We start from the raw sequence: 14,075 nt of genomic DNA, 5'->3' as shown, positions 1-14,075 counted from the left end.
AAATGAAAAAATTTTTTTCAATCTTTTTTATAACTATTTTTCTGGTTTTTGGTGTTCGAATGCCAAATGCCTCTGCTGTAGATAATGTTGTTGAAGTGCAGCAGATTGAGCGTCTTCAAGATATAGCAGGGGTTCCTCAGGGTTATTTTGAGGTTTCAAATTCCGGAAATATGCAGCTAAATAGCTATATTGATTCAGGGTGTACTCTTTATCCGAGTGAAGTTCACTTGAGGAAGTCAGGTGGCTATGGAACTATTGGGGCTAAGCCTTATACAAAATGCAACTTCAGGGTGCAAAAGATTCATCATAATTCAGCACTGTATATTGTTGAGTGGGGAGGTTTGAGTTATAAGAAGATGACCGATAGATCCCAGGTTGGTTATAATATCAGCTCTATGGAACTAAAGAGTTTGGAATGGTCGTGTAAAAACTCTAATAAGTCAAAATTTCAACAAATAACCTATGGTGAAGTGACTATTAATGGAAAGACCATAAGAACTGTTGTGCAGACGGCGAAAAAAGATGAAAACTGCGGCTACTGATATTTCAGATTTTATCTACATAGTTTTGCACATCCCTTTTGGGGATGTATCAGTTGCCGCTGTATATTCCAGCTACCAGAAGGCAGAGAAATACTGTCAGGTCTATCGTGAGACGGAAAAATTTGTAGCCCCCTGGATTATCTGCGCACCTAAAAGAACCAGGCTCTATAATCTTTACCCCCAGACCATGGGGCAGATGGAAGCAATATGGGAAAAAATATCGGCAAACCCTTACTCTCAGGAAGGGATAGATTCTGATGTCTCTCCCGGAGAAATTGGCCATGATGGTTACATTCTCTTGGTGGAAGGTAGCCCCAATACCCCTCACATCTTGGGCGTTTTCTCCCATCGCAAGTTGGGAGGGGAAGCTGACCTTTATGCGGATGAATACCTTGCTGTCCATCCTAAACAGGTTATTGAATTTTGGGATTACACTATAGATACTATCTATTTTCCTTTAGTGGAATATGATTATGAGGGACAAGTTTTCATCAATGAAATAGATGGAAATATTTGGGAAAGTCAAGACGTAAAAATTTATCGCTAAAATAAAATTTAGGTTCAGAAAGAGGCTTGGTCATAAGGGGTGCCCAGTACATATCAGATAGTGCAAATAACCTGATGGTTGAGAGACATGGTAGAACCCTGCTAGTAGCTCTTCAGTCAGGTATGTCGGTGGTAGATCAGTGTTAGGGCTCCACGAGCTCAGCCAGCAGGGCCTCCACGCGGTGCTCCTGGCCGGTGGAGCGCAGCAGCTCAATGCAGGCGTCCAGGGCAGCAGCACGGGACTTCTTCAGCCTCAAAGGCTCAAAAAACTCCGCCGCCAACTCGTAGCGGCTAATTGCCAGCTCACTCTGCCCGGCACCAGCCGCAGCTTCAGCGGCAACCACCAGCAGACGGGCTGCCCGTTCCAGAGACTCGTTCTCGCGGTAGGTCTCAACCAGCTCATCCACGAGCTGCTGGCTCGCAGAGTCACCGGCCGCCAGCGAAAGGCGGGCAGTGAGATCCTGAGCCTGCATCACAGTCAGAAGGTCGGGGTGGGCCGCCTGCTGGGCCAGCTCCTGTAGCTCACCCACCGGAGCGCGAAGGGCCTCAAGGTCATTCACCCGTTCGGCAACCGGTGCCCACACGCGCACTAGCTCGGCCAGCAGGGCAGGAGCTGCGCCGCCGTCCGCCAGCAGGGGCCAGGCCTTCTCAAAGAACCCGTGGGCCTCAAGCGCCTGCGCCCCCGTAACAGGTCCACCGGCCAGCACCAAGAAAGCAGCCTCGGCGTAGGCCAGACCCGCCTCAAGGGAAGCCCCTGCGGCCTCATGCTCGCGGGCCACTGCCAGGTAGGACTCCACCGGAGTAAAGGACAGGGGAGTAGCCCCGGTCGCGCTCGCCACCCCGGCGGCGTCCGCTCCGGTCGAACTAGCCGAACTAGCCGAGCCAACCCCGTCCGCCCCCGTGGGCAGCACGATGGGTACCAGGGCGGGCAGCTCGGTGGCGGCCTCTAAGGACTCTGAGAACCGGGTGTTGCCCGCCCGGCGGTCAAAGGCCTGGGCCAGCGGCCGGGACTCAGCCAGTGCCCAGTCGTAAAGCTCCCGCAGGGTTGCCCGCGGCACCTGACCGGCAGGTCGCAGGCCAGTAGGTCTATCCCCCTGGCCCTCTACAGCCCAGGCCAGGCCAGCGACGATATAGCGCAGGAAGTTGCGGTTATCGCCCGGGTCCCCCGCCAGATCAAGGGCACGTTTGCCGTGGTCAGCGAGCAGGTCAAAGGCTGCCTGAAGGTTCTGGCCGCGGGCCAGCACCTCAAACTCAACCCCCAGGTCGTCCGGGTCGTACTGGTCGCGGTTAGCCGCAGCTCGCAGTAGGTGCCGGCCGGCCGCTTCGCCGTCCTCCAGGTGCAGGTAGGCAAGGGCCAGCTGCCGGTGAGAGGCCGCAGGCTCCCGGTTACACAGGTCCTCGGTGGGGGCACCCATACGGATAGCCGCCTCAAACTCCCCGTCGGTCACGTGGTCGCGCAGAATCCCACCGTGCCTGCAGGAGCCGCAGTCCATCTCGTCCTCACCGTGCGCAAGCCACCGGGCGCGCCAGGTCTCGGCGGCCTCGTCCTCACCGATATGGGCAGCCCACATGTACTCGGCCCGGTCGGGAGCCATCTCGCCCATACCCGCCAGGCGGTAGCGGCGGCGCATCTCATCGAGCAGCTCGCGCGCCTGCGCCTTAGAGATCTGCGGGTAGGCGGTCATGTCGCCAATAATCCACTTGAACTGCCAGAAGAGGGTGCGGGCGGTGAACTCGTCAAAGTGCTCGGGGTGGGCGTCGTAGAGGCGCAGCAGCTTAGAGAACACCGCAAAGGACGCCGGGGTCGGCTGCCCAAAAACATAGGCCTCAACCAGGTTGAGGTAGGCCTCGGGCAGCATGGATTCAGGGCCCTCCCGCTCAAGAGTGCGGGTGATGTACTCCATGGCGGCGGTGCGGGCGCTACCGTAAGGCAGGTCGCGGGTCGCGGCAATTTTCTGGGCGGCTTCGTGGGTTGACCACACAGTTTTCTCCCTTATTGGTAGCTAGTTTAGGGCTGGCGCAGGGCCGCTTCGAGCAGCTGGGCCAGGCTGTCGCTGAGCAGGTTGGTTTCGGTCCCGCGCAGGCCCTCACCGGCAAGCATGAGGGCTGAAAGGTAGAGGGTTGTCAGGCCCGGTTCAAAGGACGCGTGCTCCGGCTGGTGCAGCAGACGGCGGGTATTTTCGTTGGCGTCGTTGAGCACCAGGGTGCGGGTCGGCTCGGTTGCCGCCTCGGTGAAGGAGCCGAGTAGCCCACCCCAGGCGCCGCCGGCGTCCTCGGCCTCCTGGGCCAGGTCGCGGGCGCGTTCGGCGTCCGCATCGCGCAGCAGCACCGCGGGTACCTCGGCGGGATCAAAGGTACGTAGCAGGACGCCGCAGTCATGGGCAGCGAGCACGGCCCGGGCCCGCTCTAAGCCACGCAGCACCTCGAATTCGCGCTCCATCTCAACGGCTGCCAGGGTCTGAGTGACGTCCTTGCTGGTCAGCTCGGTCACCTTCCAGCGGGGCCGGTCAGCTAGCTTGGCCAGTAGGTCGGCGTCGTAGACGTAGCCACCGTTGACCACCCACAGCCCCTGGGCCCGCGCCACCGGAGCCACCCGGCGGTAGGCCTCGGTGGTGGGGGTGTAGAGCACCTGCCCGGTCTCTTCAATGACCTGGGCGAGCGTGGCGATACCGCCGGTGGTTTCAAAGGGCAGGGAGGACGCCACCACATCGAGCATGTCGTCGCTAGCCAGGGCCACTGCTCGCAGGGCCAAAGAATGGGTCTCGACAAAGCGGTCGCGCAGGGCGCTGGGCTCAGAGAGGGTAGCGGTAATCCAGGTCTTGAGCTGCTCACCGATGGCCTCGCGGGTGAGCAGAAGAATCTCGTCCTCGCGCAGCTGCTCGCGGGAGGCGGTTGGGGTCAGGGACTCCGAGTTCACCACTGCCCGCACGAAGAAAGCCCAATCGGGCAGTAGGGTATCTTCACGGGTATTGACCAGCATGTTCTTCACGTAGACGCGGTGACGGCCTGAGCCCGGTGACACCGCCTGCGGCAGCACATAGGCCACGCCGGTTGTGCCGGTGGCGGGCACGTCGAGCTCAAGAGCAGCCAGGGGAGCGAAGCCCAGGGTCTTCTCGGCGTAGTTAGTTAGGGCCAGGGCCCGTTCGTGCTGGTTGGGCTGGTGCTCGCCTTCCCCCTTCGCCCAGGGCAGGGCAGGCAGAGAAATACGACGCCAGAGACGCTGGCCGGCAGCCGTCACCCGAACCGCCACCTCAACCGGCAGCATATCGGCGTAGTCGCTGGCAAGCGTCACCACCGTCTCCTCGGCAACCCAGTGGGCGGCGTCCGCCCGCGCCTTCAGGCGAATCGTCGTGCCGACCTCGGGAACCTGCCCGGCGGCGTCCTCACCGCCGGTTAGTTGAAGCACCTCAAAGGTGCCATCCGCATGGCCCAGCCAGCGCACCGGGGCAGCCCCCGGCAGCACGCTCTGCGAGGTGACCTCAACCGTATCGGCAATCAAAAAACAGGCCAGTAGGCCAATACCGAACTGGCCCAAAAACTCGGCGCGCCCCTCGTTAAAGACCTCATCGCGCTTAGAGGTGCGGCCAATCGTCGCCAGAAACTCCTCAGCCTGCTCGGCCGTCAGACCCACACCGGTGTCGGTAATGGTGATGCCGGTGCCGTCCTCCCAGGGCTCCAGGAGCACCCGGGCGGGGGCGTCGCCGTCCTGCTCGCGGCGGGCAGTAATAGCATCGACCCCGTTCTGAATGGCCTCGCGCAGATAGACCTGCGGGCCCGAATACAGGTTCTTCGACAGCAGCTCAACCAGGCCACCCAAATCAACTTTAAAACGCTGTGACAAGGCTATTCCTCCCCGCCGAAGGTGGAGGCCACGGTCTCGAAGTACTCCAGCGAAGTCTGCAGGGCAGCGCGCAGGTGCTCATCAATCTGGGCGTCCGTCACCCCGCCCGCGTAAACCATGCTCAGCTCAACCGGCAGCACTACAAACCCCTGCCCCTCCTCTTCAACCCGGTAGGGGAAGACCTTGGGGAAGAGGTTCTGCTGGTTCCAGGCGTTGGTGAACTCGTTGAGGGCGGGCAGCGCCTCGAGGGGGAAGGTACCCCGGTAGCTGCCGCGCACGCTCAGCAGGTCGCGGCTGGCGTTACTGGAGAGGGTGTAGTAGAAGTAGCCCCGCTCAAAATGGAACACAGCGGCCCCGTCATCGCCCAGCTCGTAGTCCACCTCAAGGCGGTCAAGAGCCTGCAACATACGCTCATCGGTGAGCGGCTTGAGCAGCTGCGCGGCAGACTGGACGGACTCAAAGTACCCCATGGTTCCTCTTTCAACGGTGGAAGATAGTGGTGCGGTTCCTTCTATCCTATAGGTTCGGGCGAAGGTGGGGTTGGGGCGGAGGGCGGATGCGGACGCTGAGATCTGTCGAGACCGCCCTACAGGTTGGTGATAGCATTTGCTATCTTAAAACTATGGATACCGTGCAGTTAGCCCGGGCGGCTCACACCGCCCAGCAAAAGATAGAAGAAGGACGCCAGCAGCTCGTGAACGCTGTGCGTTCGGCTTATCGGGCGGGCATGTCACAGCGGGCTATCGCTCAAGTCGTTGGGCGAAGCCAACCAGAGGTTTCCCGTATCATTCATTTTCATGGAACCTCGCCTCACGGCCGCGTTCTTAGAGAGCGCCGGGCAGAGCTCATAGACTATTTCGAAGAACACGGGGTAGATAACGTGAGGGTCTTTGGGTCTGTAGCAACTGGTCAAGATAAACCCACATCAGATATCGACCTGCTTGTCACAGCGCACAGGCCTTTCGGCCTGCTTGCACAGAGCCGTTTGCAGGCTGAAGCTACACAGATTCTGGGCGCCCCTGTTGACATTGTTTTTGACCATGCGATTCGCCCCGATGTGCGTGACCGAATTGTGAATGAAGCGGTGCTCTTATGAGTAGAACAGTTCAAGAGATACTCGATGAATCTCTACTGCATCTTGACTACGTGCAAAGATATGCTGAACGAGACTTAGAGGACTCTCTCGTGCTTGACGCTATTGCCCTGAGGCTCTCCGCGGCCATTGATGTGCTCAATCGGTTGCCAGGAGCTATTAAGGATGATTTGTTCGGGGCAACCTGGCCACTTATGTATGGCATGAGAAATAGAATCGCTCACGGTTATGCCCTTATTGATAGTGCCATGGTTCAGGTAACTGTTACCGAGGAAATTCCCGATCTCATTGCCACCATCACCGCATATAGGCAGAGCCTTTAACCCTCTACGCCCCTTCGCTCCTGCCTCCGGGGTGATACACCGGGGTAGAAACGAAAGGGCGTAGGTTAGGGGCCTTGATTCTTTAGGCGCTCGCCAGGGCGCTGCGGCGGGCCTGGCGTTCGGCCTCTGCCTTATCTTCGCGGCGGTGGCGAATCCAGATGCTCAGGGCAGTGCCCGCAACAGCCAGGGCAATCCAGCCCAGCAGCCAGACAATACCCGTTGCAATACCGATGGAGCCACCGGCGATCAGGGAGCGGAAAGCCTCCAGCGCGTGAGTCAGCGGCAGCCATGGGTGGATAGCCTGTAGGAAGGCAGGGGCTGTCTCAATCGGGTAGGTACCACCCGCCGCGCCAATCTGAACCACGGTCAGAATCAGAGCGATGAAACGGCCGGGAGCATCCAGCAGGGCGATGAGGGCCTGGTTGATAGCCAGGAAGGTGATAGAGGTCAGAATGGCGAAGCCGGTCAGGCCCCAGAAGTTGGTCTCTTCAATGCCTACCCAGTAGTGGATGACTAAGGACATCACTGTACCTTGAACGATACCCATCAGAACTACCGGCACCAGAGCCCCACGCAGAGTGCGCAGACCTGAGTGGCCGCCGCGGGCGAACTTGCTAGAGATCGCCGGGTACATCATGAAGTAGGCGATAGCGCCGACCCACAGGCCCAGGGTCATGAAGTAGGGGGCCAGGCCGTGGCCGTAGGTGGATACCTCGTTCAGGCGGGTCTTCTCAATGGTGACAGGGTCGCTGGTGACCGCGCTGAGTTCGCTGGCCTGGTTGGTGGTGTAGCTGGGAACCTGCCCTACGGCGTCCCCCAGGGAGGTCGCTAGCTGGGTGTTGCCGTCCTCTAGCTCGTTCAGGCCGTTGGCCAGGGAGGACGCCCCGTCCACAGCTGAGCCTGCCCCCTCATTGAGGGTTGCGGCGCCGCTGGCGAGACTGGTGGCGCCCGATGAAAGGCTGCTGGTTCCTTCAGCGAGGGTCTGGGCGCCGTCATTGAGGGTGGCGGACCCGTTAGCCAGGGAACTGGTGCCCTCGGCCAGGGTGGACGCGCCCGATGAGAGGGTGCCGGTGCCGTCCGCTAGGGTGGATGCACCGCTGGCCAGAGTGCTGGTGCCCGACGCGAGTGAGGCTGCTCCGTCATTGGCCTGGGAGATAGCGGTGACCAGGGCGCCCAGGCTGGTGGAGAGGGTGCCTGCCTTGCTGTTGAGGGTTGCAGCCCCCTGGCTAAGGGCGTCTGCCCCGTTAGAGAGGGAGGTTGCGCCGCTTGCCAGCTGGCCTGCCCCGCTGTCGAGAGCGGACGCCCCCGCAGCCAGCTTGGTCAGGCCGCTTGAGTCGTCGCCCACTAGGGTATCTGCCCCGGTTGCGAGCTGCCTGGCGGCTGTATCGACCGCGCTCGCTCCACCGGCAAGAGCCGAGGCGCCCGTGTTCAGCTGCTGTAGGGCGGCAAGTTTCTGATCGTCGGTGAGGCTGCCCCAGTTATCGATGAGGGCCTGGGAGCTGGTCGAAAGATCCTGCGCGCCGCTAGCAAGGGTGCCGGTGGCGGTGTGCAGTTGCTCCGCGCCGTCGGCGAGAGTCTGGGCGCCGGTAACGGCAGCGTCCGCCCCGTCCGAGAGGGTGGTGGTACCGCTGGCGAGCTGCCCGGCGGCGTTCTCAAGGCTCTGCGCTCCGCTGGCAAGGTCAGAGGCGCCGGACGCCAGGGAGCCTGTGCCCTCGGTCAGGGCGGGAAGCTGCTCGGGTAGGGCAGATACGGCGGAGTTAATCTGGCTTAGGCCATCAGAGAGGGAGGCTGCCCCGCTGGCGGCACTATCAGCGCCGGTCGCCAGTGAGGAGGCGCCGCTGTTGAGTTCCGCGGCACCGGAGGCCAGGGAGGACGCGCCGTCGTTCACCTGAGTCGCGCCGTCGGCTAGGGAGGCTGAGCCGGACACCAGCGAGCTAGCGCCGTCGTTTACCCGAGTCGCACCGTCCGCGAGGGTGCTTGCCCCGGAGCTCAACTCGCCGGTGCCCGACTTGAGGTCGGCCAGGCCCACCACGAGCTCGTCGGAGCCTTCCTTGGCGCTGGTGGAGCCATCGGCGAGCTGGCTGGCGCCGTCCGCCGCCTGCCCCAGGGAGTCGTGGATGTCGGTGAAGCCCGCGTAGATGTTGTTGAGGTACTCGGTGGACACCTGGCTGGCCAGGGTATCGGTGACCGCCGTGCCCAGGGAGCTGGCGATATTACCCGAGATGATGTTGGAGCCGTCATTGGTGGTGATGGTCAGTTTGGCAGTCTGGGCTGCCGCCGCATCGTTTTCAGACACCGACGCTACGTTGGCTGAGAAGTCGGCGGGAATGGTTAGAACCGCCTGCACCTCGCCGTTTTCAAGCTTGGTCTGCGCCTCATTTGCGCTCATGGTCGACCAGCCAAAATTCTGTTTGCTGTCGTTGCTCAGCAGCTCATCGGTGAGGTCTTGACCCAGGTTAAGGGTGCTGCCGGTGGCTGTGGTTGCCGGGGCGTCCTCATTCACAATCGCTGCCGGAACGGCGTCAATCGTGCCCGTGGGGTCATAGTTTGCCCAGGTCAAAATACCCGAGTAGATAGAGGGAATGATGATAACGGCCAGCAGAACCAGATATTTCATGGGGCTGAACCGGTCGTGCAGCTTCGGGCGTTTAGCGCGTGTTGAGGGCACGGGATTTCACCTGCTTTTCAGGGTGTAGGGGCAGTAAAAGTCAAAGGGGCGGGCTAGGAGATAGCGGCCCGCATCATCTGGGCCAGGCGCTCGCCGGTAGCTTCTGCGGTGTGTTCGCCGGTGAAGTCGGTGGCCAGCCAGCGGACGGCCAGCCAGGCAACTCCGGCGGCAATGAACTGGGCGTAGTCGCTGGTGAGGTCGGGGGTTTTGGCTGTGAAGCGTTCGGCGACAGCCGGGCGGCTAAGGAAGCGGTGACTGAGGAAGCCGATGAGTTCGGCAACTAGGGAGGAGTTACCTGAAAATGCCAGCACCCTGCGGTAGAAGATGGCATCGACCTGGAGCTGCTTGAGCAGGTTGATGCTGACCTCACTGGTGAAGACCGCAACGGACGCGCCGGGGTCAGCCGGGAGTAGGGAGTCGAAGGCGGCACTGAGTTTGGTGAGGGCGGCGGCGTGGACGAGTTCATGCACGTCGGTGAAGTGCTGGTAGAAGGTAGGGCGGCTGACCCCTGCGGTCTTGACCAGGGTTGTGATGCTGAGGTTGCCGGGGTCGCTGGTACCCAGGGCCTCGGTGGCGGCGTCGATGAGGGCTGCGCGGGAGCGGGCCGGACGCGGGTCGGCGGCGCGGGCGTCCTCTGCGGCGGGTGCCGGGGTGGGGGTCATGGGGTTTCCTTTGCCAATATTTTTCTTACAAATGTAAAGTTTACATCTGTAAAAAATATTGGCAAGTGGTGGGCATGTGAGATAAGAAATAGCTGTCTAGGTAGATTAGAAGCATGAGCATGTCACCCCGACCCCTTGCTGGCGCCGCCCTGGCTTGCGGTGCTGTTGCCGCGGCGTCCGCCCTCTACTACTGTTACAAGCCCCTGCCAGCTGGGCTGGGCCTTACCGGGCCCTGGCGAAGCGGGCAGGTAGAGCTACTGGCTGACCTGACCTACCGTGCCGGGGGTAAAAGCCAGACTGACCAACAGATTTTTAGGGCGATCGAGGGTGTGATCGAGCGGGCTGAGAGCTTTTTGATACTCGATATGTTCCTCTTCAACAGCGACTACGACCGCTCCGGTGGGCGCATCTACCCGGCTCTCTCTCAGCGCCTTACCGACGCTTTGCTGACCAAGCGGGCAGTTGCCCCCGAGCTGCCCATTGTGCTCATCACCGACCCCATCAACACCTTCTACGGCAGCTACCCGCTACCCCACCTAGAGCGGTTGCAGGCAGCCGGGGTGCAGGTGGTCGAAACCCGGCTAGAAGCCCTGCGGGACTCTAATCCCGTCTACTCCGGCTTCTACCGGGCGTTTCTGGCACACCTACCTGAGTTGCCTACCGTCCTGCCCAATGCTCTGGCGCCGGGTGGGCCGCGTGTCTCTGCCAATGCCTACGCCCGGCTCTTTAATTTCAAGGCCAACCACCGCAAGGTGGCCCTGTCTGAGGCCGAGGCTGTGGTGGCGTCCGCCAACCCGCACGATGCCTCTGCGCCCAACTCCAATCTGGGTGTGCGGGTCACCGGGGCTGTGGTGGGTGACCTGCTGGCCAGCGAGCTGGCGGTTCTCGACTTTTCTGCTCCCGACCTTGCCCGTTCCTTGCGGGGGCTAAGGTTTGCTGGGGGTGTTGAGTGCCCGGGGCAGGCGTCTGAGGTGCAGCTGGTGACCGAGGGCGGTATTCGCGATGCGGCATTGGAGCTGCTGGCCGGTGCTGATGCCGGGGATAGGGTCTGCCTGGGCATGTTCTATCTATCGGAGCGCGCTGTCATTGCCGAGCTTAAGGCTGCTGCGGCCCGCGGTGCTTCGGTACAGGTGGTGCTCGACCTCAACATTGACGCCTTCGGCCGCACAAAAACCGGCCTGCCCGCCCTGCCCGTTGCGCGAGAGTTGGTACGCGCCGGGGTGCAGGTGCGCTGGTACGCCACCGACGGTGAACAGTTCCACCCCAAGTACCTGGCGGTTTATCGGGGGCAGGACGCGCCCGCCCCGGCAGATTCGGGCAGCTTTGAGCTTCTGAGCGGGTCGGGTAATTTCACCCGCCGAAATCTTTGTAATTACAACCTAGAAACCAGCCTGAGGGTGCGCGCTGCGGGCGACTCCGCCCTGGCTCGGGAGTTCTCTGCCTACTGGTCCCTGATCTGGAATAACGAACCGGTAGACGGTGCCCAAACCACTTTCACCCTGCCCTACGCAGCCAAGGTGGGTGGGAGCATCCTGACATCGACCCTGCAAACCCTGGCCTACCGCGCCCAGGAGGCGACGGGGCTGAGTACCTTCTAGCCGTAATTCACCCTGCCGGGGGAGTTCTTTTATCAGCAGGCTTGCTAAGCTGGCGGTAAGAGCAGGTAAAGAAGCCTGCTACCCGATGCCAGAAAGGACGCAGCCGTGAACCCTCAGACCGACATCGCAAGCCCCCAGCCCCAGAACAAGAAGCTGCCCCGCAGGCTCGCCGCCCTGCCCGCGCTAGCAGCGGCGGGCATCCTTGCCCTTGCACCCCTGACTATGACGGCAGCCGAAGCAGCAGACCTACCTGCTGCGCCGGCGTCCGGCAACATTCGCGACGACGCCAACCTGCTCACCGACGCCGAAGAGAACACCCTCAACGACCTCATTGACCAGAAAAACCGGGGCACCGACCGCGCCCGCTTCGCTGTTTACACTACCGACCAAAGCCCCGGTGACCTGCCCGATTACGCCACTGACCTGGGTAATGCCTGGGGCGTTGGCGACCAGGGCAAAGATAACGGGGCTGTGCTGGTCATCGATATGGAGGGCCGTGAAACCTTCATCGCGGTTGCCGACGGCGCCGGGGACTACATCAGCGATTCTGAGGCAGAAACCATCGCCAACGACGTCCTGGGCCCCTACCTCACCGATGGCAACTACGCCGCCGGTCTAGAGACCACCATCGACGAAATCTATGCCGCCGCAGAAACCGAGAGCGCAGATAGCAACCTGATCCTGTGGGGCATCTTGGGAACCCTGGGCGCTGTTGCAGCAATTATCGTCGGGTGGGTTTTCCGCGACTACCACAAGGTCAAGCGGGCTGCCGAGGACGAGATGCGCCGGGCTAAAGAAGAAAACCCCGGCCTGAGCATTCCCGACGATATGCGCCGTGACTACATCAAATACCGCTACGCCAACCGCACCGCCCCGGTAGACCCCGACCAGCGCGAGGCCGAGCTTGCCGAGCAGGAAGCAGAGAACAAGGAGACCTACACCCGGTACGCCCCCACCTTTAGCGCCTGGCTACCCCTCTATGCGACCATGCCCCACCTCTACTCGGGCAGCAATCATGTGCCGGAAAATTCGGGGGTATCAGGGGGTAGCTTCTCGGGTGGCTCGTCCTTCGGGGGCGGCGGGGGCTTTAGCGGCGGCGGTGGAGGTGGACGCTTCTAACCGGCGGTAGTGCTGCCTGCTGACCTATAAAAAGTGCAAGCTCTTCCCCCTGAACTTTCTCTGTGCTAAGGTTCTAAGTAAGCAACGTAGTGGCCCTCAGTCTCATCTGACAGCCACACGGACCCTGGCATCCTTTGCTGCGGCAGGCCAGGGTTGCTTTATTTAAGGCAGTTCTAGAACGTTATGCTCAAAGGGCTCCAGATATTCTGTGTTCCGGTGTGAAATCTTTTGGCGCATCGCTGAGGACGCTAAATCAGGCAACCATAGAAGAGGCTCTTGACTCGGAGAGACCTGAACCAATCTCGCAGAACGTCTCGCGAGCCCTTCTTTGCGTGCCTTTTCCATGGTTCTCTGGTCTTGCCCCCGCAAACTCTTGCCACGCCTTGCTTCAAGAACGAAAAGGTCAACCTCTTGACCTGAAAGGAGCGGCTGGTTGTTAAGCTCCTGAATGAGCCTCAGAAAACACTCCATACGTAGCTCTTCGGGCTCTTTTTCTGCTGAAGTTTTGATGGAGAAGACGCAGGGTTCTTCCCCTTGTCCAAGATAGGTTGCAAGTTCTAATGCTGTTTCCCTACCTTCTTTGGTGGTGAGATTCTCGGTGGTGTGCCAGTAGCTCCCTCCAACAATTTGCTGAAGCTCGTCCCTCATTGCTGCAAAATTTTCGGGCGCAATAATGACTGCGGTCAGCACGTAGAAGGCTGCTTCACCGTTATGTTCTTCCGCCGTTCGATAGGTTTCATCAATGAAAGCAACAGGCTTTTTGCCGTTTTGGTTGTAAGCCTGCTCTAGAACTGACTTCATGTGAAGTTCCCTGTGCAGGTTTGCTAGCCCAGATACACCAACAGTACTACTATTTTGGGTGGTGAATCTTCAGCGGCGGCGGACGCTTCTAACCGACCGCGCCAGCCGTCTGCCTACAAGGGGTTGAGTTATGGTGAGGACGCTGCCGCCCGGCTAGCCAGGCCCAACAGGGCCCGGTGCACGGTGGTATCGCCGGTGAGTTCCGGGTGGAAGGAGATACCCAGCAGGTGGCCTTGCTGCACCCCGACCACCTGCCCGGCGTGACGGGCCAGCACGGTGACGTCCGCCCCCACCCGGGTGACGATAGGTGCTCGGATAAAGGCGGCCTTCACCGGTACCTGTCCGCCTGCTCCGGTAAGCTGACCGGAGCCGTCAGCCCCGGTAGCGCCCCAGGCCAGCTCGGTCTCAGCCGAATCAACCTGGGAGCCAAAAGCGTTGCGTCGCACGGTCACATCGAGTAGGCCCAGGGTTTGCTGGCCTGCCGCCGGATCCTCAATCTCCCGAGCCAGAAGAATCAGCCCGGCGCAGGTGCCCAGGGTAGGCAGGCCACCCGCGATAGCGTCAATCAGGGGCTGGCGCAGGCCAAAAATCCTGGTCAGCCGGTCAATGGTCGTCGATTCCCCGCCGGGAAGAACCAGGGCATCCAACCCCTCCAACTGCTCGGGGCGTTTGACCAAAACCACCTGCGCTCCCAGCTTCTCCAGCAGGGACGCGTGCTCGGCGACCCCGCCCTGCAGGGCAAGGACGCCCACGCGCTGTGTATTCATAAGAATCCCATCCTTTCATGAGGCGAAGAGGCGCTCGCTACGCTCGCCCTGTCTTCGCCTCGCCGCTACGCTATGCTCGGCGCTGGTAGTGAATTTTTATTTCCTCGCTCGCTCG

General features: G+C 60.8%; 13 protein-coding genes. 6 read left to right on the top strand and 7 right to left on the bottom strand.

The window, feature by feature from the left end:
• Positions 1 to 2: 2 nt before the first annotated feature.
• Entirely contained in the window at positions 3 to 542 is a 540-nt protein-coding gene (locus VSX42_RS07815; RefSeq protein ID WP_326503755.1) for a hypothetical protein, read from the top strand.
• The gene (locus VSX42_RS07810) at positions 523 to 1,089 is read left to right on the top strand and encodes a hypothetical protein (RefSeq protein ID WP_326503754.1); all 567 of its coding nucleotides are present in this window, start codon (positions 523 to 525) and stop codon (positions 1,087 to 1,089) included. Before VSX42_RS07815 ends, VSX42_RS07810 begins: the two co-directional genes overlap by 20 nt.
• Positions 1,090 to 1,231: 142 nt before the next feature.
• Here the strand turns inward: VSX42_RS07810 and VSX42_RS07805 are convergent, their stop codons facing one another.
• From VSX42_RS07805 to VSX42_RS07795, 3 genes are read right to left on the bottom strand one after another with little or no spacing between them, the layout of a single operon-like run.
• Entirely contained in the window at positions 1,232 to 3,070 is a 1,839-nt protein-coding gene (locus VSX42_RS07805) for a hypothetical protein (RefSeq protein WP_326503753.1), read from the bottom strand.
• Between the two features lie 26 nt (positions 3,071 to 3,096).
• A complete protein-coding gene (locus tag VSX42_RS07800) occupies positions 3,097 to 4,929 on the bottom strand; it encodes an HSP90 family protein (RefSeq protein WP_326503752.1) in 1,833 nt (610 codons plus the stop codon).
• A gap of 2 nt (positions 4,930 to 4,931) precedes the next feature.
• Complete coding sequence (locus tag VSX42_RS07795; RefSeq protein ID WP_185173858.1) at positions 4,932 to 5,399, bottom strand: YbjN domain-containing protein; 468 nt, start codon at positions 5,397 to 5,399, stop codon at positions 4,932 to 4,934.
• A gap of 152 nt (positions 5,400 to 5,551) precedes the next feature.
• On the opposite strand from VSX42_RS07795, the gene VSX42_RS07790 reads away from it, so the two are divergent.
• Entirely contained in the window at positions 5,552 to 6,025 is a 474-nt protein-coding gene (locus VSX42_RS07790) for a nucleotidyltransferase family protein (RefSeq protein ID WP_326503751.1), read from the top strand.
• Positions 6,022 to 6,345, top strand: a complete 324-nt coding sequence (locus VSX42_RS07785; RefSeq protein ID WP_326503750.1) for a DUF86 domain-containing protein — start codon at positions 6,022 to 6,024, stop codon at positions 6,343 to 6,345. Before VSX42_RS07790 ends, VSX42_RS07785 begins: the two co-directional genes overlap by 4 nt.
• 82 nt (positions 6,346 to 6,427) lie before the next feature.
• Here the strand turns inward: VSX42_RS07785 and VSX42_RS07780 are convergent, their stop codons facing one another.
• On the bottom strand, positions 6,428 to 9,013 hold the full coding sequence (locus VSX42_RS07780; protein ID WP_326503749.1) for a YhgE/Pip domain-containing protein: 2,586 nt from the start codon (positions 9,011 to 9,013) through the stop codon (positions 6,428 to 6,430).
• Positions 9,014 to 9,066: 53 nt separating this feature from the next.
• A complete protein-coding gene (locus VSX42_RS07775; protein ID WP_326503748.1) occupies positions 9,067 to 9,675 on the bottom strand; it encodes a TetR/AcrR family transcriptional regulator in 609 nt (202 codons plus the stop codon).
• A 119-nt stretch (positions 9,676 to 9,794) separates the two neighbouring features.
• Here VSX42_RS07775 and VSX42_RS07770 point away from each other — a divergent pair, with 119 nt between their 5' ends.
• Both VSX42_RS07770 and VSX42_RS07765 read left to right on the top strand, forming a co-directional pair.
• Positions 9,795 to 11,273 carry a phospholipase D-like domain-containing protein gene (locus VSX42_RS07770; protein ID WP_326503747.1) on the top strand — a complete coding sequence of 493 codons (1,479 nt, stop codon included), beginning with the start codon at positions 9,795 to 9,797 and terminating at the stop codon, positions 11,271 to 11,273.
• A 105-nt stretch (positions 11,274 to 11,378) separates the two neighbouring features.
• Positions 11,379 to 12,392, top strand: coding sequence for a TPM domain-containing protein (locus VSX42_RS07765; protein ID WP_326503746.1), 1,014 nt, complete (start codon positions 11,379 to 11,381; stop codon positions 12,390 to 12,392).
• A 162-nt stretch (positions 12,393 to 12,554) separates the two neighbouring features.
• Here the strand turns inward: VSX42_RS07765 and VSX42_RS07760 are convergent, their stop codons facing one another.
• Positions 12,555 to 13,193, bottom strand: a complete 639-nt coding sequence (locus VSX42_RS07760; protein WP_326503745.1) for a hypothetical protein — start codon at positions 13,191 to 13,193, stop codon at positions 12,555 to 12,557.
• A gap of 128 nt (positions 13,194 to 13,321) precedes the next feature.
• Positions 13,322 to 13,960: a pyridoxal 5'-phosphate synthase glutaminase subunit PdxT gene (gene pdxT / locus VSX42_RS07755; protein ID WP_326503744.1), complete on the bottom strand. Its 639-nt coding sequence runs from the start codon at positions 13,958 to 13,960 to the stop codon at positions 13,322 to 13,324.
• Positions 13,961 to 14,075: the final 115 nt, after the last annotated feature.

It is taken from the genome of Rothia nasimurium (assembly GCF_035916755.1).
Classification (GTDB): Bacteria; Actinomycetota; Actinomycetes; order Actinomycetales; family Micrococcaceae; genus Rothia.
This window is presented reverse-complemented; position numbering and strand designations above follow the sequence as displayed.